This window comes from Pseudomarimonas arenosa, assembly GCF_014841215.1.
GTDB classification, from domain to species: Bacteria; Pseudomonadota; Gammaproteobacteria; order Xanthomonadales; family Xanthomonadaceae; genus Pseudomarimonas; species Pseudomarimonas arenosa.
In genome coordinates this window covers 170,381-187,476 of the sequence record NZ_JACYTR010000005.1, presented here as the reverse complement: position 1 = coordinate 187,476, position 17,096 = coordinate 170,381, and the positions used below count along the sequence as shown (strand labels likewise).

The window sequence follows — 17,096 nt, the reverse complement described above, 5'->3', positions numbered from 1 at the left end:
CTTCTCCTCGACGAACACCGTCGACAGAAACACTCAAAACACTGTTACGTCCTAATCCCCATGAGAGGTCAAGGCGCCGGAATCCCATTCCAGGCGACCCTCCACCCCTTCCCTGGTGATAATAGCTGTGTGGAACCACCCGATCCCATCCCGAACTCGGAAGTGAAACGCACACGCGCCGATGGTAGTGTGGCACTGGTCCATGCAAGAGTAGGTCATCGCCAGGGGCTTTATCCCTAGAAACCCTCAGCTAACGCTGGGGGTTTCTTCTTTGTGGTCCGCGAGAAACGCTCACTGCTGAAACCCTCAGCAAGCGCACCGTGATCGCGAAGAACAAAGCGTCGTCGCAGACTTGGTCAGCGACAGGGGCTTTTTCCAAAGGGCCAGTCCGGAAGGGCTGGCCCTTTTGCTTTTGCACTGATCGAAGCCGCACAGGTCAAGAACCCTCTCCAAGCTGGCCGGGTTCGCAAGCGCAGTGTCTCCTCGCGACAATCTCACGGCAGGGGGACAGAGCATCTTTCGGGGCTCAGCGCCTAACGCTAAAGCACCAATAGCAACCTGACAGTGGTCGCCTGGTGCAAAGCGGTTTTCCTACGCGTGTGGCTCAGTGCGCCCCCGACGCCAAACACTGCCGGCTCTGCCCGCCGCGCTGGCCGCGATTCGCCGAGGTGATCGACAGCGACTAGCGTTCGGTGGAGGCTGACTTTGTTTGTTGCCAACAGCGACCAATGACCAAATACAACGCGCGTTGCGGAGAAAAGAATTTGCAATTGTGCGACGCGTCAATGATTATCATCGGCCGCCTCAGCGCACGCTCATTCGACGGTCACATACATGTTGTTGATGATCGACAACTACGACAGCTTTACCTACAACCTGGTGCAGTATCTGCAGGAGCTGGGGGAGGAGGTCAGAGTCGTTCGCAACGACGAAATGACCACCGCCGAGCTGGCGGCGCTTCGACCGAAGCGCGCTGTGATTTCGCCGGGTCCGTGCACGCCCAACGAGGCCGGTGTGTCGCTCGAGGTGGCCAGTGGTGCTTTGGGAGTGCCGATTCTGGGGGTGTGCCTGGGCCACCAAAGTATTGGACAAGCCTTTGGCGGCACCGTTTCCCGAGCCAAGCGCATCATGCACGGCAAGACCTCGCCCATTGTTCACAAGGGGAACGGAGTGTTCAGAGGGCTGCCCTCTCCGATTGAGGCGACTCGATACCATTCCCTTGTGGTGGCGGCGGACAATTTGCCCAGCTGCCTGGAGGTTACTGCCTGGACAGAAAATGAACTCGGTGAGTTCGATGAGATCATGGGATTTCGGCATCGTGAACTTCCCATAGAAGGCGTCCAGTTTCACCCGGAGTCCATACTGACCCAGCACGGTCATGCCATGCTGCGCTCCTTTCTTAACGGATAAATTCCGCGCCAATATTGCATTGACGCCCCACCTGAGAGCCAAGCTCATGCCAATTTCACCTCAGGAAGCCCTGCAAAGGACGATCGAGCATCGAGAGATCTTCCATGATGAGATGGTAGAACTCATGCGGCAAATCATGCGCGGCGAGGTCAGTCCGGTAATGTCCGCTGCGATTCTCACCGGTCTACGGGTCAAGAAGGAAACCATTGGCGAGATCGCTGGCGCTGCCAGCGTCATGCGTGAGCTGGCAGCCAAGGTAGCGGTCGCTGATTCCGCTCATTTGGTCGACATCGTTGGAACCGGAGGCGATGGGGCGCATACCTTCAACATTTCCACAGCGTCGATGTTTGTTGTCGCGGCGGCCGGCGCACGGGTGGCCAAGCATGGCAATCGCAGTGTCAGCTCCAAATCCGGAAGCGCCGACGTACTTGAGTCTTTGGGCGCAACCATCGAATTGCAGCCTGATCAGGTTGCGCGTTGTATCGATGAGATCGGGCTTGGGTTCATGTACGCACCGATTCACCATCCGGCCATGAAAAACGTGGCCGCCGTGCGCAGAGAAATGGGCGTGCGCACGATCTTCAATATCCTCGGCCCGCTAACCAATCCAGCCGATGCGCCGAATATTGTCATGGGTGTGTTCCACCCCGATCTGGTGGGCATCCAAATTCGCGTACTGCAAAGACTCGGTGCACAGCGTGCCCTGGTGGTCTGGGGACGAGATGGCATGGATGAAATTTCACTGGGTGCGGCCACCCTGGTGGGCGAGTTGCGAAATGGCAAGATTCGCGAGTACGACGTGCATCCTGAAGACTTTGGCATCGCCATGGCGGCTACTCGAAACTTGAAGGTTCAAGACGCTCAGGAAAGCAAGCAAATGCTGCTGTCGGCCCTGCGTTATGACGATGGATTACCGCGTGAAATAGTTGCGCTCAACAGCGGTGCGGCGATTTACGTTGCGGGTCTGTCGGATTCGCTGGCAGCCGGAATTGAGATCGCGCGACAGACCATGCAGTCCGGCGCGGCGATGGAGAAATTGCGCGCGTACTGCAGCTTCACAGCAGGTTTGTCTGCATGAGGGGTGGTGATGACGCGCTGGGGCCGAGGGTTTCCGAAGCTGCCTATGTAGTGGTCTTTACCAGCTTGTTGCGACCTGATCACGAGGGCTACGAAGCTGCCTCGTTGCAGATGAGATCGCAGGTAGCACGGCAGCCGGGTTTTGTTGAATTCGAGTCGGCGCGAGATGGCAATGGAAATGGCGTGACGGTGAGCTACTGGCGCGACCTGGACTCGATCAAAGCTTGGCGTGTTGAACCGAGTCACGCGGCGATCCGGCAATCGGGCCGTGCGCGGTGGTACGAGCGTTTTCACGTAGTGATCGCGCGAATCGAGCACGACTATCGATGGAGCAGGTTGTAAAGATGAGCGATGTACTTAGCCGAATTCTCGCGCGAAAGCATGAGGAGGTCCTTGCGCGGCGTGCAGCAAGGCCGCTTGCCGAGCTGAAGGCCGAAGTGGTCGGCATCGCCCCCGCGCGCGGGTTTAGAGCCAAACTCCAAAGTGCGCTGGATCAGGGCAGGCCCGCAGTCATCGCAGAAATCAAGAAGGCCAGTCCGAGTAAGGGTGTGATGCGCCCGGATTTCCGCCCTGCTGAAATCGCCATCAGCTATGAAGCGGGCGGGGCGGCCTGCTTGTCGGTTCTGACTGATGTCGACTTCTTCCAGGGGGCTGATGCTTACTTGCAGGAAGCGCGCAACGCGGTGTCATTGCCAGTGCTGCGCAAGGACTTCACCGTCGATGCTTATCAGGTCTATGAGTCAAGAATTCTTGGGGCCGACTGCATCCTGCTGATCGTGGCGGCGCTGACTGATGAGCAGCTGGTTGAACTCAATGGGCTGGCTACCGAGTTGGGCCTGGATGTCCTGGTTGAAGTTCACAATGAAGAAGAAATGAAGCGCGCACTTAACATCAAACCACGACTGTTGGGAATCAATAACCGCAATCTCCGAACTTTCGAGGTCAGCCTGGAAACAACCGTCAGCCTGAAAGACATGGCGGGCCCTGCGCTGCTGGTCACCGAGAGCGGCATCCTGACGGCGCAGGACGTGCAGCTCGTGCGCCGCAACGGCGTGCATTGTTTTCTTGTGGGTGAAGCCTTTATGCGCGCTGACGATCCAGGGGCCGAGCTACGTCGACTGTTTGCATGAATGATCCGCAGGTCGTCGTGTTTGATCTCGACGGCACCTTGGTGCGCGGTGATTCAGTGGCTGCGCTTCTGCGAACGCAGATTCGGGCAAGTGGTTGGCGCAGGCTTCTGGTGACGCCGCTGTTGCCACTCCTGCCACTGATGCGATGGAGCTGGGCCGTTCCGTATCTGTCCAGAATGTTTGCCCTGGTTGCGTTTGGCGGTATGTCGGAACAGGCCTGGCGGGCCTGTATCTCGAAACGCGTGAATGCTATGGCGAGCTCGCGGTCGAGGTGGGTGATCGAGCCTGTTCTAACGCGGCTACGTGGGCATCTCAAGGCGGGTGATCGAGTGCTGGTGGTGACCGGCGCCTACCAGCATATGGCGGAAGCCATTGTGCGCGATGTGTTGCAAGTGCAGGGCGTGATTGTCTTGGGCTCCGTCGTGGAGTGGAAGCAGGGCATGCGCCTCAAACTGCACTGCTTCGGCGCCAGCAAGTTGCTGCGCTTGAGGCAAGCCGGCATCGAGCCGCCGTTGAGCGCGGCGTATTCGGACAGCAAGCATGACCTACCGTTGCTGCGTTCTGCGCACCGTCCCTATTGGGTGGGCGGTTCGTCGGAGTTGGCGCACAGGGCAGCGAGCTGGTTTGAAAATCTCGAATGGATCCCCGATCACCGACACTCGCATCACGGCTAGCCGCTGCCCAACCCAAGTCGCGCGGATACAGATCAGCTTCGAGGGTGATAGACCACCACGGTCTTGCCATGCGCTTCGAGAAGGCCTTCTTCTTCCAACTGCTTCAGGACTCGACCTGCCATTTCGCGTGAGCATCCGACGATTCGAGCCAGTTCCTGCCGGCTGACCCGAATCTGCGTGCCCTTGGGATGACTCAGGGCGTCTGGCTCCTGGCACAGATCACCTAAGGTGTTGGTGATTCGGCTGGTGACGTCCATGAACGCCAGTCGGCTTGCCTTGCGGCTGGTATGCAGCAAGCGCTTGGTCAGCTGTTGGCCGATGGCGAACAGCAGCTTGGGGCAGTCGTCGGCCAAGGGGCCGGCGAACAGCGCATGCAGGCGCTCCACGCCGATTTCGGCCAGTTCAGAGACGGCGCGTGTGCGCATCACGATCTCGCGGCTGGGCGTGCTGACAAATATTCCGGTCTCGCCAACAAAGTCGCCGGCGTTGAAATACCCCAGCACCAACTCTCGGCCGTCCTCTTCCTCCACCACCGCGGAGAGTGAGCCGCTGATGATGTAGTAGAGCGTGCCCGCCGGGTCGCCGGGGCGGAAGACATCGGCCCGACTGGGATAGCGCCGCCGATGGCAATGGGCAAGAAAGCGGTCAATCGCGGCCTTGTCGGGCGAGAGTGAGGGTGGCGAGTGTGGTCGCCGCAGCGTGTTCACCAGCATCGTCATGGCAGCGCTCCCCGGCGCAGGCCCCTATGTTGAGTACAGCGTATTGGGCTACGCGCAAACATTCAATTCTTGCGAACCGGGTGCTAGTTCCTGTCACCAATTTGGGCGATAATCAGCGGTTCCCCAACTTCTACTCGGTACCGAAGGGCATGCAACCTCAGGTCAAACCTCTGCCGCGGCTCAAGCTGCAAGGCTTCAACAATCTGACCAAGGCGCTGTCGTTCAACATCTACGACATGTGCTATGCGGTCACCGAGGAGCACCAGGCACGCTACATCGAGTACATCGATGAGGTCTACAACGCCGATCGGTTGACCCAGATCCTGACCGAAGTGGCCGATATCATCGGCGCCAACGTGTTGAACGTTGCGCGACAGGACTACGACCCGCAGGGTGCGTCAGTGACCATCCTGATCTCCGAGCAGCCGGTGGTGGACAAGAAAGCGGCTGGCAAGGAAGTCGTTGCCGGTGCCGTTCGTGAGCACGCCGACGAGGCCTCGGTGGTCGCTCACCTGGACAAGAGCCATATCACCGTCCACACCTACCCGGAAACCCATCCGCACAACGGCATCGCGACTTTTCGCGCGGACATCGATGTGGCGACTTGCGGCGTCATCTCGCCGCTCAAGGCACTGAATTATCTGATCGAGAGCTTCGACTCGGACATCGTGATCATGGACTATCGCGTGCGCGGTTTTACCCGCGATGTGAAAGGCCGCAAGCACTATATTGACCATCGGATCAACTCGATCCAGGACTATCTCTCGAAGTCGATCAAGAATCACTACGAGATGTTCGACGTCAACGTGTATCAGGAAAACATTTTCCACAGCAAGATGCATGTTAAGGAATTCGACCTCGATAACTACCTGTTCGAGGAAAAGGCGAAGAATCTGAGCTTCAAGGAGCGACTGCGCATTGAAGCGCAGCTGAAGCGAGAGATCGAAGAGCTGTTCCACGGCCGCAATCTCGACTGATCTCGTCGGCACGAGAACGCCGAACGGGTCGGCGTTGAGGTGCTGCTCGGCGCCGGTCTTGCAGGGTCGGTGGGCTGGGGCTGGCTTCCTCTCAGAAGCGGTAGGCAATCGCCTTCATCAGCTTGCTGGCCGCCTGCATCAGGCCGGGAATCGGGTCGGGTAGGTGTCTGGCGCCGGCGGCTTTGGCAGCCTCGCCGTGCGCCACTTCGTCGGCCTGCATCTGTTGCACGATGGCGCGACTGCGCCGATCGCCCGCCGGAAGCGTCAAGAGATGTTCACCGAGATGCGCTTCGACCTGGCGTTCGGTTTCCACCACGAAGCCCAGGTTGTAACCATCACCGTACAGCCCGGCGGCGACGCCGATGAGATAGCTGCCGCCGTACCACAGCGGATTCAGGACGCTGGGGCGGCTACCCAATTCGGCGAGCCGATCGTTGCACCAAGCTAAGTGATCAACCTCCTCCTGCGCCGCGCGCAACAATGCGCGTCGTGTGGTCGGTTCCTTCGCGACCGCCGCCTGGCCGTTGTAAAGCGCTTGGGCGCAAACCTCGCCGGCATGGTTGATGCGCATCAGTCCGGCGGCGTGGCGCCGCTCGGACTCGTCCAACTCCTGGTCGGCAATCGAAGCGGCGGGATTGGGCCGCTCCGCCAGCGGGCGATTGCCGAGACTGGCGAACAGCGCCAGCTCAAGTTCACCCAACCAATGGTCGGTTCGCGTTAAGCGACGAAACGATGTGCTGCGGGCGGTGTCCATATGTCTACGGCGATTCTTGTTCCAAGCGGTCGAGGAGTTCGATTGGGTGCAGCAGGTGGAACTGCCTGCCCAGTTGCTGTTGCAGATGCAGCCGACAGCCAATGTTGTGGCTGATGATCATGCGCGCGTCGTGCTGATTTAGCCATTCGTGCAACGGCCTGAATCGCCGCTGCGCGCGCGCCGGCTCGAGCCAGCTGTTCCATCCCCCCGCCCCGCAACAGTCGGCCGGCATGTCTTGCCAGGTGATGCCGGCGTTGTTCAGGGTTGAGCTTCCGACATCGGCCTGATTTGCTGCGCGTAGCGTGCAGGGAATCTGTCGAAGAACTCTGAGATCGGCGCTGCCCGGGCCTGCGCTGTGGCTAGACGGAGGCGGCTGCTGGTCCAGAAAACGCATCACTTCGAAGACTGGGCTTGGCGCGACAGCCGCGCCCAGGGCTTCGATACAGCCGCTGGCGCAGCTGACGACCGCAGCGAACTGGCCGGCCGCTCGCAGTTCGCCCTGCAGCCGCAATCGCAGCCCAGCGCCTTCGCCGGGCAGGCCTGCGTGATCGTGCAGACTGCCGCAGCAAAAGCGAGGCGGTGTCACCCAGACGTTCCAGCCACGCCGATTCAAGCATCGAACTGCGGCGGCATGCGGAGCTGCGTCCAAACGATCAGCTAAGCAGCCAGTAAACAAAACGACCTGTCCACGCGACGGGGTCTGGCTGGCGTGCCAGCCAGGATGCGGGGCGGTCGCTCGTGCTCGCAGCGACTTGGGGCCCGGCCAGTGAGACGCCATTCTGAGTGCGATGTGCAGCCAAAACGGGTGTTCGATCAGCCAGAGCAGTGCTTGAGCACGTAGCGGCAGACGCTTTCGCCCACCCAACCGAGCGCGGCCGGCAATAAGCAACTGGCCATACTCGACCCCGGCAGGGCAAGCCGACTCGCACTGTCTGCAACCCAGGCAGCGATCCAGGCTCAGGGCAGCCACACTCGACAAGTCAGGTTCGTGAGCGTTGGCAAGCGCCTTTATCAGCACCACACGTCCCCGCGGTGATTCCGATTCGCAGCGTTCCGCGCGGTAGGTCGGACAGTGAGGCAGGCAAAGACCGCATTGCACGCAGTGGTCTGCCAACGCGATTGTCCGACGGTCGTCAAGTAGTGCCTTCACGGCCGAGGATCGTAGCATCTGGTTTGACGGACTTGCCAATTCGGGTGGTCCGGCGTACAATCCCGCTCCTTTCTTTTGAATCCCTTATGGGAGCTGCAATGAAGACCATCAGCGCCAAGCCGGAAACCGTCAAGCGCGACTGGTACATCGTCGATGCGACGGGAAAGACGCTGGGCCGTCTTTGCTCCGAGCTCGCGCGCCGCCTGCGCGGCAAGCATAAGCCGGTGTACACCCCGCACGTAGATACCGGTGACTACATCGTCGTCGTCAATGCCGAAAAGATTGCCGCTACCGGCAACAAGATGCAGGACAAGCTGTATCACCGGTTCACCGGCTATATCGGCAACCTGAAGACCCAGAGCCTGGGTCAGGTTCTGAACGGCGCCCATCCGGAACGCGCGATCGAAATCGGCGTTAAGGGCATGCTGCCGAAGAACCCGCTGGGCCGTGCGATGTATCGCAAGTTGAAGGTCTACGCTGGCCCCAACCATCCGCATACCGCCCAGCAGCCGCAGCCGCTGGATATCTGATCAGGACGACGAAATGGCAACTCAGCAAAACTACGGCACCGGTCGCCGCAAATCGTCGGTGGCTCGCGTGTTCCTGCGTAAGGGCAGCGGCAACATCACCGTCAATGGCAAGTCGCTGGACGATTACTTCGGTCGCGAAACTGCCCGCATGATCGTGCGTCAGCCGCTTGAGCTGATCGACATGACGGAAAGCTTCGACGTCGCCGTAACCGCCGTTGGCGGTGGTACGTCGGGTCAGGCTGGTGCGATCCGTTTGGGTATCGCACGCGCCCTGGTCGAGTACGACGAAGGCCTGAAGACTGTATTGCGCCGCGCTGGCTTCGTGACCCGTGACGCTCGTGAAGTCGAGCGTAAGAAGGTGGGTCTGCATAAAGCCCGTCGCGCCACTCAGTTCTCGAAGCGCTAATCCGCGTCGCGAACTCGATCCGCTTCTTGGGGGATCGTCTAATGGTAGGACTGCAGACTCTGACTCTGCCTATCTAGGTTCGAATCCTAGTCCCCCAGCCATACTGCAAACCCCGCTTCGGCGGGGTTTGCTTTTTTTGCAGGTGCCAAACGCGCTCACCCTCGCACTCTAGGAATGCACGCGGCGCTTGTGGCAAAGTCGAGGCAGACGATTTTGGAGTCCGCAGGTGATTGACCCGGACGGCTATCGCCCGAATGTGGGCGTAATACTGATGCGTGACGACGGCCGCCTGCTCTGGGCACGACGGGTGTCGCGCGATGGCTGGCAGTTTCCGCAAGGTGGCATGAACTCGGATGAGACGCCGCTTGAGGCTATGTATCGTGAGTTGCATGAAGAAGTCGGGCTCGAGGCCGGCGATGTGGAGGTGCTGGGCAGCACCCCTGGCTGGTTGCGCTATCGACTGCCACGACGCTGCGTGCGCGAGCATGAGCGCCCGGTCTGTGTAGGGCAGAAGCAGGTCTGGTTCCTGTTGCGATTATTGAGCGATGAGTCGCGGCTGCGTTTCGATCTCACCGATTCGCCAGAATTTGTCGAATATCGTTGGGTCGATTTCTGGTACCCGCACGATCACGTGGTCAGTTTCAAGCGCGAGGTCTATTTCCGTGCCTTGTCGCATTTGGCCGAGTGCGCCAATCGGATCTTGCCCGAGGCTCGTCGAATCCCGGCTCGGTCCGGTCAGCGCAGCTCGACCGACAACTGCTCGGCTGGTTCGCCGCGCTTGAGTCGCTACGGATAGTGTTGACAACGATTCGCATTTAGCTTTACATTGACCTGGAGGCGGCAGGAGGTCCGGGCGATGTACATCTGTCTATGCAATGGGGTAAGCGATCGAACCGTTCGTGATGCCGCCCGTACCGGCGTGAAAAACCTGCAGGAACTCACCGCCAAGACGGGCTGCGGCGCCTGCTGTGGCAGCTGTTTGCCTCTGGCGCAGGAGATTCTCGAGGACGAGCACGGCACGGCCTCGCGAGCCCAACGGTTCGAGTCTTTGCAATTGGCCTACGCTTAGCAGGCTGCTGAGACCTCCATCCTGGAGGTTTTCAGCGCAACCCTTCGACAAGCTCAGGGACCGCCGTTCGGCAGGCTCATGGCAAGCCGGTCGCGGCAAAGCCGTGCCAGCCTTGCCGGAAATCAATCGCTATCGCTGGCGTGTTTGCGTTCCGAGCGCGCCGTCCCTGGCGCGCGATATCAGGCTGCTGAAACAAGTCTCAGCAGCCTGTTGGCTCGTAGCTGAGCATGGCGGTGGTCAGAGTTTTCACTCGAAGAAGAACCGGGACCGAGCGACACCAGCTCTGGCGGCCGCCAGAGAATCTTCAGACCAACACTCAACACTGGGCGGTGAACGAAACGCATCTGCAAGCGCAGATACGTTGCGTTTCGTCAGGGAGGTGGTCGACGCGATAAAATATCGCGAATTCGAGCCAAGAGTATCGTTGTCATGAAGGGATCTGCCGACATCATCGCCAGTTTGAACAAGGCCCTGTTCAACGAGCTGACGGCCATCAACCAGTATTTTCTGCACGCCAAGATGTTGAAGAACTGGGGTTTCAAGAAACTCGCCGATCACGAGCATCACGAATCGATCGATGAAATGAAGCACGCAGACCAGCTGATTGAACGCATTCTGTTCCTTGAGGGGTTGCCCAATCTACAGGCGCTGGGCAAGATTCTGATCGGCGAAACGCCGCGTGAAGTGTTCGAGTGTGACCTCAAGCTTGAACAGGCGGCGCTGCCCGATCTGCGACAGGCCATTCAGCTTTGCGAGGCGAAGGGTGACTATGTCAGCCGAGAGCTATTCGAATCGATTCTCGCCTCCGAAGAGGACCACATCGATTGGATCGAAACTCAGCTCGAACTGATGGATCGTTTGGGTGAATCGGCTTACTTGCAGGCGCAATTGGCGGCCGCTCCCTGACGACATCGGAGGCATGACCCAGTTCGCGAACGGCGCTGCTGGGTTATTCATCGGGTACTCGCCGCGACCCTGTCGCCGTGCCCCAGAATCGCCGACGGAAACTTCATCTGATCGGATCTAGCCCTGAGTTTCCGCGACACCGTCGCAGCATTTCGATGGTGCATCGTTGGGGGCGATCAATCAGCGGCGGTATTCGCTCAGTGCCTGCTGTACGCGCTGAAACTCACGACCCAGTTCCAATACCAGGCTGGCCGGATCCTTGATGGTCTTTTGTCGCGCACCAATTTCGATCTGCTTGGCCAGAGCGGACAGTTCCATCGCGCCCAGATTGGCACTGGTCGATTTCAAGGAATGCGCCGGAGTGATCAGGCCGTGCAGGTCCAGCGGTTCAAGCGCTGCCTGCAAGCGTTGAATGGCCCGTGGCGAGTCTTCTAGAAACACATCCACCAGCGATTCAAACTCCGGCCCCATGATCTCCCGCAGGTCATCGACAATCTCGCGACTGATTGCCGGTCCGCGGTTGCTTGCAACAGACGGCCGAGCCGTGGGAGGCGCCGTCGGCTTGGGGGCGCTGATCGAGGAGGTGGGCAACTCAACAGGCGGTTTAGTTGGCCGGCTGGCGGGCGCCTGAATGGCGGAGCTGGCCGGTAGCACTGGCTTTGGCGCAGCGGGTATCGGCGCGCGAGCTGACTTGGCCGCATCGGCGGCCTGCGAGGTCTTACTTGCAGCTGTTCTGCCCGGCGTTGGTCCCTTGTGGCCGGGCCGCTCGATCCAGCGTCGAATGGTCTGCACCAGCAAAGCCCGGTTGAGCGGCTTCGAAAGGTAGTCGTCCATGCCTGCTTCCAGGCATTTCTCCCGATCGCCGACCATGGCGTTGGCGGTCATGGCGATGATCGGCGTGCGTAGACTGGGATTGGCCGCTTCAGCCTGGCGGATCTCGCGCGTGGCGGTATAGCCATCCATCACCGGCATCTGGCAATCCATCAAGATCGCGGCATAGCGCTTCTGCGCGTGTGCATTGACCGCTTCCTCGCCATTCTCAACGGCATCCAGACTGAGTCCGCTCAGCGTGAGCAAGCGACTGGCCACCTGTCGATTGACCGGATTGTCTTCGACCAGCAACACATGTCCCTTGAGCTGCTGCTCGGCCTCGCTCTTGATCGCGGGCTCGGCTTCGGCGACCACGATCTCCGGCGCGCGGGTGGCGGTTGGCGCCTGTTTCTCGGGGTCCATATGGCGCACCAGCAGCGCCCGCAGCTCGCCTTCGGCAATGCTGCGCGGCAGCAGCAGGACCCGGCTGCTGGCGACGATCTCAGGCGGTGGCGGATCATCGCCTTGCAGATAGACCAGGGGCAGGTCATCGAGGCCGGCTTCGCGATGCAGATTGCGGTGCAGGCCGAGTGCGGTGGTACGCGCTGAGTTGAGGTCGACGATGAGCAGGTGGTAATTCCAACTCTCCGGTCGGGTGGCGGCGGCACGCAACTTGACCAGGGCATCCTGGGTGCTGGTCACTTGCACCGGCGTGGCGCCCCACTGTGGGATGCTCACGGCCAATTTCCGCTGCAGCGTGGTGTCGGTGGTCAATACCATGATGCGCGAGCCATGCAGGCCTTGGCTGCGGCTCGGGCCCATGTCGCCGATCGCTTTCAGTAGCGGAATCTGGAACCAGAAGGTGGAGCCTTTGCCCACTTCAGACTCGACGCCGATCTGACCATTCATCAAGTCGACGATGCGTTTACAAATGACCAGGCCGAGTCCGGTGCCACCGAAGGTCCGGGTGGTGGAGGCGTCGGCCTGGGAGAACGGCTGAAACAGCTTGGCGGATGACTCAGCGCTGATGCCTACCCCGGTATCGCGCACCTCGAAGCGCAGCTCGTGTTGGGTTCGGGTTTCCCCGCGCCGTGTTACCGACACCGTGACCGTGCCGCGTTCGGTGAACTTGATGGCATTGCTGACCAGGTTGGTAAGCACCTGGCGCAAACGTACCGGGTCGCCGCGCACCGCCAGACGCACCGCGGGGTCGATATGCAGGGTCAAGGCCAGGCCCTTGCTTTCGGCCGGCTTCTCCATCAGCCGCTCGACCCCCTCCAGAACCTCGCGCAGATTCAGGCCGACCGTTTCCAGCTCCAACTTGCTGGCCTCGAGCTTGGAGTAGTCGAGAATGTCATCGACGATGCGCAGCAGCTGACGCGCGGAGCCGTACGCTGTTTGAACGTAGTCGCGCTGGTCCGGCCCCAGGGGTGAGCTCAACAGGATGTCGAGCAGGGGGATGATGCCGTTCAGCGGTGTGCGAATCTCGTGACTCATCGTGGCCAGAAACTCGCCCTTGGCCATCATGGCGGCCTCGGCGGATTGCTTGGCGCCGAGCAGTTCCTGTTCCAGCGCCTTGTGTCGTTCGATCTCGCCGCGCAAAACCAGGATTTCGTCGGCATCTGCCGGCTCTTTCTTTGCCGCCGGTCTTTCCCAGCGCGCTTCGGAAGCCGATTCGGCCGCGGGGTCGGCGCGATTGAGTACCAGCCCCAGCAAGGCACCGGCCCCGGACAGCGCGGCGACCAATGCCCAGGGGCCAGTCCAGCCCATCAGCCCGATGACGCCCGCCAGCACGGCAATCGACGCCGCCAGCACCCCCAGCAAGAAGCCCCCGCGTCGCGCCGTCATAGGTGAGAAATGCTCCTGTCTAGTGTTGTGCCTGCTCGCTCAGGCGTTCTGTGCTCGGTGCTCGGACTCACAGTACGGCAGATTGGAAGTCGAAGTTAAGTTCGCGGCCGGCCTGTTGCACGAGATTGCCTTGAATGTAGTCGACGCCCGACATCCACAGCGTTGCCGCCGACTGCGCATCCTCAACCCGTTGCGCGATGACCTGCAGTCCGCGGCGGTGGGCGCGGTCCACGATGCCGCGCAGGGCATCCCGGGTGCCCTGGGTCTGCAGGGTGGACAGGTAGCGTGCCGACAGTTTGACGAAATCGACTGGCAGCTTCTCGAGCACCACATCGCCACGATTGCCGGTTTCGAATCGACTCAGACAGAAGTGCACGCCCGAGGGTATCAGGGCCTCACAGAACTCCACGATGGCATCGAGGTAGGTGTCGATGTCTTCCAGCGTCAGTTCCAGGGTCAACTCGGTGCCCGGAATATTGCGCACTCGCAATTGGTGGGCGATCCAATCTGAGTGGCCGGCCGACGCCAGCGTGGTGGCCGCCTGGTTGACGAACAGCCGCACCGGATTGCCGGCTTGTCGGCGTAGCTCGATCATGCGCAGGGCCTGATTCATCACCCAACGATCGACGTCAGCCATCAGGTCGGCGCGTTCCGCGGTGGGGATGATTTCGGCTGCGGTGTGCAGACGTCCCTGGTCGTCGCGCAGTCGCAGCAAGGTCTGGAACTGTGACTCCTCACTGCCCTGGACAGCGACAATCGGCTGATACAGCAACTCGAAGCCGTCGCGATCGATGGCCTGACGGACCAGCGCGGTCAGCGAGTCCTGGGCTTCGGATTCGCCACGCTTCGGTGGATCAAAGCGCAGCACGCCCGTCTCGCTGGCTCGTGCCTCACGGGCACAGCGCTCAGCGGCGTTGAGCAGACTGCCGGCATCGGCAAAGCCAAAGCGGAACGGTGCAACGCCCACCGATACCCGCAGGCGCACCGGGCGTCCGGCGACGGAGAACGAATGCGAGCGCAGAAGGTTGCGAACCTCGGTAGCCACTGACTCCATGCTGCCGTCGGGTCGCTCAGGACATACCGCAACAAAACAGCCGTCGCCGTAGCGGCAGGCGAATTCGACCCCGTCCAGGGCCTCGGAAATCATCGTGCCGGCCTCGCCGAGCAGGCCTTCTACGTGCGACAGCCCGAGCTTGTCGCGCAATGCAGCGACGCCGTCGAGATCGAAGAACAGCACGCCGCCGGGACGGCTGCGCGCGTCTTCCGAACCTAACAGTTCGTTCAGTCGTTCCAGGGTGTAGCTGCGGGTGAACAGGCCGGTGAGTGCGTCCTTGGGGTCGCGGGTCGAAACCCGGCGCAACATCGCCCGAGCGCGACGCACCCGGTTGCTGACGGCTGAAATCAGGTGCTTGGGGCGAATGGGCTTGGACAGAAAGTCATCGCCGCCGGCATCGAGTGCCTGGTAGTGCTTGTCGATATCACTCTCGCCGGACAGAAACACGATGGGAGTGTGCAGGAACTCATCACGCTCGCGAATCAGGGCGGTCAATTCGGTGCCGTCGCAATCCGGCATGTACAGGTCCATCAGCACCAGATCGGGATGGAACTGGTCCATCGCATCGAGCACTTCAAAAGCGTTGCCAATAACCCGGGCTTCCATGCCGGCATTGCGCAGAATGGACTCGGCAAACAAGCCTTGCGATCGGTCATCCTCGACAATCAGCACCCGATAGGTTTCTTCGCGCCCACTCTCTAGCAGCTCTTGCAGCTTCTGCAGTACATCGGCGGCGGACTTCGGTGCGATCAGCAGGGCGTCGGCGCCAGCTCGGCGGGCGGTGAGTCGGGCCGGGACGTTGTCCTCTGCCGAGATAGCCAGCAGCGGCAGCTTGGTTCCGGTGCGCTCGCGGGTTACCCGCAACACTGCTCCGACGCTTTCCAGATCGCCGAGAAATTCCGCATCCACCACCACCAGATCGGGCGCCAGGGCGGTGAGAATCTCCTTCAGCTCTGCGGCGTTCTCCAGCAGTTCGAGCTCATAGCCCATGGCTTCGAGTTTCTGGTCCAACTCAAGGCTAAGTTCGCCGGCATCGGTCAAATGATAGATGCGCGCCGCCTGTTTGACCGCCGCTGCTGGCCTGCGCGGCGTGGTCGTGGTCGGCGCTTTCGCAGGGGCTGGCACCGCAGCTACTGGCCTGACAGCCGGTCCGGGTGTTGGCTTGGCTGCGGAGAACTCCTCAGGAGGCTCGCCTTCCAAGGCCAAGGTCAGGGGCGCTGCGGGCGCTGCGGGCGCGGTTTGCCCCACCAGACGCAGGGCCGAGCGGTTGTCCGGCGCCCAGCGGCGCCAGTAGTGCGAAGGCGAGGCTTCAGCTCGTGCGACCTGCCCGGAGTGCGCCGCGCTTTCCTGCTTGGCACGTGGCGGCGCGACGGCCCGCTCCGGGGCCAGCGCTTCAAACAGGCCGAGCATCTGTTCGCTGGATTCTGCGTTGGGGAGCTGTTCGACACCCAGGCTGCGCTCCAGCAGCCCTTCCAGGCTATGCAGGGTCTGGCTGACTTCCAATTCGCCGTAGCGACCGGCGACCCCGGCCAAGCGCTGTACGTCTTCGTGCAGTACCGACAGGCCGTTGATATCCCAGCCTTCGGTACAGTAGCGATGCCCACGCCGGGCCAGCTGTTGCAACCGCTTGGGCAGGTGCTTCAAGAACGCGATTCGCAGTTCCGCACGCTGCTGGCTGTCGTCCTGGGCAAGGCTGGACACGTGTGATGGTCTTCGCAGTTCCGATGATTGATCACGACTATACCGCTGACCCGTAAGCCCTGAAAGCGCTCGCTGTCGGCATTTTGCTTGACGCTGAGGCAGGCCGATGGCTAACTGCGGCCCCATTCACAACGCTTTGACGCATCAGGCTCCCGTGGCAACACCTCCAACTCGTTTCGTAATCGTTCCGCATCAGCAGGCATCGGCGGGGCGCCGCTGGCTCATGATGGCGGCTTGGCTGCTCACCTTGCTGGCCGCCGCGGCCGCTGCCTATGTCTGGTCGGCCGGCCGATTCGGCTCGGTTGCCACAGACGTTGAGCGCCTGGAGCAGGAACTGGCCGTGCTGCGCGGCGAGAACGGCGAACTCAAGCAGCAGGTTTCGGTATTGGGCCGGTCAGATCAGGTCTCGCGCGAGGCGCTCAACGAGTTGCAGGCCGATCTGGCTGCGCGTGATGAGGAAATCGCCGGGCTGCGCGCCGATGTGGTGTTCTACGAGCGCTTGGTAGGCGGCAGTGCACAGCGCAAGGGTTTGTCGATCCATAGCGTGAGGTTCGAGCCGGGCGCCGCGAGCGATCATCATTTTCAAGTGACCTTGACCCAGAACCTGAAGAAGTCCGGCGTCACCAAGGGCAGCCTGTCGGTGGCGGTGGAAGGCGTGCAGTCTGGCAAGCTCACCCGCCTGGACTGGGCGGCGCTGCGTCAGCAGCCCGGTGCTGCTGGACTGCCGTTCGAATTTCGCTACTTTCAGCAAGTCGAGGGGAGCGTGATGTTTCCCGAAGGCTTCACTCCGCATCGCGTGCACGTCACCGTTGAGCGCGATGGTGCGGACGTGCGCGAAACGCTTTCGTGGGAAGATACGACCAAGACCAAGGGAGGTTGAT

At 61.0% G+C, this 17,096-nt stretch carries 17 protein-coding genes, 1 tRNA gene and 1 rRNA gene; 14 read left to right on the top strand and 5 right to left on the bottom strand.

All coding sequences use genetic code 11. The features are described from left to right. The first annotated feature begins 111 nt into the window (after positions 1-111). The 6 genes from rrf (at position 112) to IFO71_RS04285 (ending at position 4,291) form a co-directional block, all read left to right on the top strand. Positions 112-227: ribosomal RNA gene (rrf, locus tag IFO71_RS04310) — 5S ribosomal RNA — on the top strand. 607 nt (positions 228-834) lie between these two features. After that, the gene (locus IFO71_RS04305) at positions 835-1,410 is read left to right on the top strand and encodes an anthranilate synthase component II (RefSeq protein ID WP_192028303.1); all 576 of its coding nucleotides are present in this window, start codon (positions 835-837) and stop codon (positions 1,408-1,410) included. A gap of 46 nt (positions 1,411-1,456) precedes the next feature. Beyond that, complete coding sequence (gene trpD, locus IFO71_RS04300; protein WP_192028310.1) at positions 1,457-2,488, top strand: anthranilate phosphoribosyltransferase; 1,032 nt, start codon at positions 1,457-1,459, stop codon at positions 2,486-2,488. After that, the gene (locus tag IFO71_RS22615) at positions 2,485-2,829 is read left to right on the top strand and encodes an antibiotic biosynthesis monooxygenase family protein (protein ID WP_192028302.1); all 345 of its coding nucleotides are present in this window, start codon (positions 2,485-2,487) and stop codon (positions 2,827-2,829) included. The genes trpD and IFO71_RS22615 overlap by 4 nt, the downstream gene beginning before the upstream one ends. Before the next feature lie 2 nt (positions 2,830-2,831). Beyond that, a complete protein-coding gene (gene trpC / locus IFO71_RS04290; protein ID WP_192028301.1) occupies positions 2,832-3,617 on the top strand; it encodes an indole-3-glycerol phosphate synthase TrpC in 786 nt (261 codons plus the stop codon). Then, positions 3,614-4,291: a haloacid dehalogenase-like hydrolase gene (locus IFO71_RS04285; protein WP_192028300.1), complete on the top strand. Its 678-nt coding sequence runs from the start codon at positions 3,614-3,616 to the stop codon at positions 4,289-4,291. The genes trpC and IFO71_RS04285 overlap by 4 nt, the downstream gene beginning before the upstream one ends. Positions 4,292-4,323: 32 nt before the next feature. Here IFO71_RS04285 and crp read toward each other — a convergent pair whose 3' ends face one another. Then, a complete protein-coding gene (gene crp / locus IFO71_RS04280) occupies positions 4,324-5,010 on the bottom strand; it encodes a cAMP-activated global transcriptional regulator CRP (RefSeq protein WP_192028299.1) in 687 nt (228 codons plus the stop codon). A gap of 149 nt (positions 5,011-5,159) precedes the next feature. On the opposite strand from crp, the gene speD reads away from it, so the two are divergent. Next, the gene (gene speD / locus IFO71_RS04275; RefSeq protein WP_192028298.1) at positions 5,160-5,987 is read left to right on the top strand and encodes an adenosylmethionine decarboxylase; all 828 of its coding nucleotides are present in this window, start codon (positions 5,160-5,162) and stop codon (positions 5,985-5,987) included. Positions 5,988-6,078: 91 nt separating this feature from the next. Here speD and coq7 read toward each other — a convergent pair whose 3' ends face one another. Next, a complete protein-coding gene (gene coq7, locus IFO71_RS04270; RefSeq protein WP_192028297.1) occupies positions 6,079-6,741 on the bottom strand; it encodes a 2-polyprenyl-3-methyl-6-methoxy-1,4-benzoquinone monooxygenase in 663 nt (220 codons plus the stop codon). A 4-nt stretch (positions 6,742-6,745) separates the two neighbouring features. Beyond that, positions 6,746-7,909: a (Fe-S)-binding protein gene (locus tag IFO71_RS04265; protein ID WP_225444366.1), complete on the bottom strand. Its 1,164-nt coding sequence runs from the start codon at positions 7,907-7,909 to the stop codon at positions 6,746-6,748. An 80-nt stretch (positions 7,910-7,989) separates the two neighbouring features. Between IFO71_RS04265 and rplM the strand changes: the two genes are divergently transcribed. The 6 genes from rplM to bfr all read left to right on the top strand — a co-directional run bounded on the left by rplM (position 7,990) and on the right by bfr (position 10,802). After that, a complete protein-coding gene (gene rplM, locus IFO71_RS04260; RefSeq protein WP_192028295.1) occupies positions 7,990-8,421 on the top strand; it encodes a 50S ribosomal protein L13 in 432 nt (143 codons plus the stop codon). A 13-nt stretch (positions 8,422-8,434) separates the two neighbouring features. Then, entirely contained in the window at positions 8,435-8,827 is a 393-nt protein-coding gene (gene rpsI / locus IFO71_RS04255; RefSeq protein WP_192028294.1) for a 30S ribosomal protein S9, read from the top strand. Between the two features lie 27 nt (positions 8,828-8,854). Beyond that, positions 8,855-8,928: transfer RNA gene (locus tag IFO71_RS04250), tRNA-Gln, on the top strand. Positions 8,929-9,053: 125 nt separating this feature from the next. Beyond that, positions 9,054-9,623 (top strand): RNA pyrophosphohydrolase, encoded by a 570-nt coding sequence (locus IFO71_RS04245; protein WP_192028293.1) that lies wholly within the window; start codon positions 9,054-9,056, stop codon positions 9,621-9,623. Between the two features lie 60 nt (positions 9,624-9,683). Further along, the gene (locus IFO71_RS04240; RefSeq protein WP_192028292.1) at positions 9,684-9,896 is read left to right on the top strand and encodes a (2Fe-2S)-binding protein; all 213 of its coding nucleotides are present in this window, start codon (positions 9,684-9,686) and stop codon (positions 9,894-9,896) included. 429 nt (positions 9,897-10,325) lie between these two features. Continuing rightward, positions 10,326-10,802 (top strand): bacterioferritin, encoded by a 477-nt coding sequence (gene bfr / locus IFO71_RS04235; RefSeq protein WP_192028291.1) that lies wholly within the window; start codon positions 10,326-10,328, stop codon positions 10,800-10,802. A gap of 180 nt (positions 10,803-10,982) precedes the next feature. Here the strand turns inward: bfr and IFO71_RS04230 are convergent, their stop codons facing one another. Further along, positions 10,983-13,460, bottom strand: a complete 2,478-nt coding sequence (locus IFO71_RS04230; protein WP_192028290.1) for a hybrid sensor histidine kinase/response regulator — start codon at positions 13,458-13,460, stop codon at positions 10,983-10,985. A gap of 67 nt (positions 13,461-13,527) precedes the next feature. Next, entirely contained in the window at positions 13,528-16,215 is a 2,688-nt protein-coding gene (locus tag IFO71_RS04225; RefSeq protein ID WP_192028289.1) for an EAL domain-containing protein, read from the bottom strand. 226 nt (positions 16,216-16,441) lie between these two features. Between IFO71_RS04225 and IFO71_RS04220 the strand changes: the two genes are divergently transcribed. Further along, the gene (locus tag IFO71_RS04220) at positions 16,442-17,095 is read left to right on the top strand and encodes a DUF6776 family protein (RefSeq protein ID WP_225444365.1); all 654 of its coding nucleotides are present in this window, start codon (positions 16,442-16,444) and stop codon (positions 17,093-17,095) included. Position 17,096 lies beyond the last annotated feature (1 nt).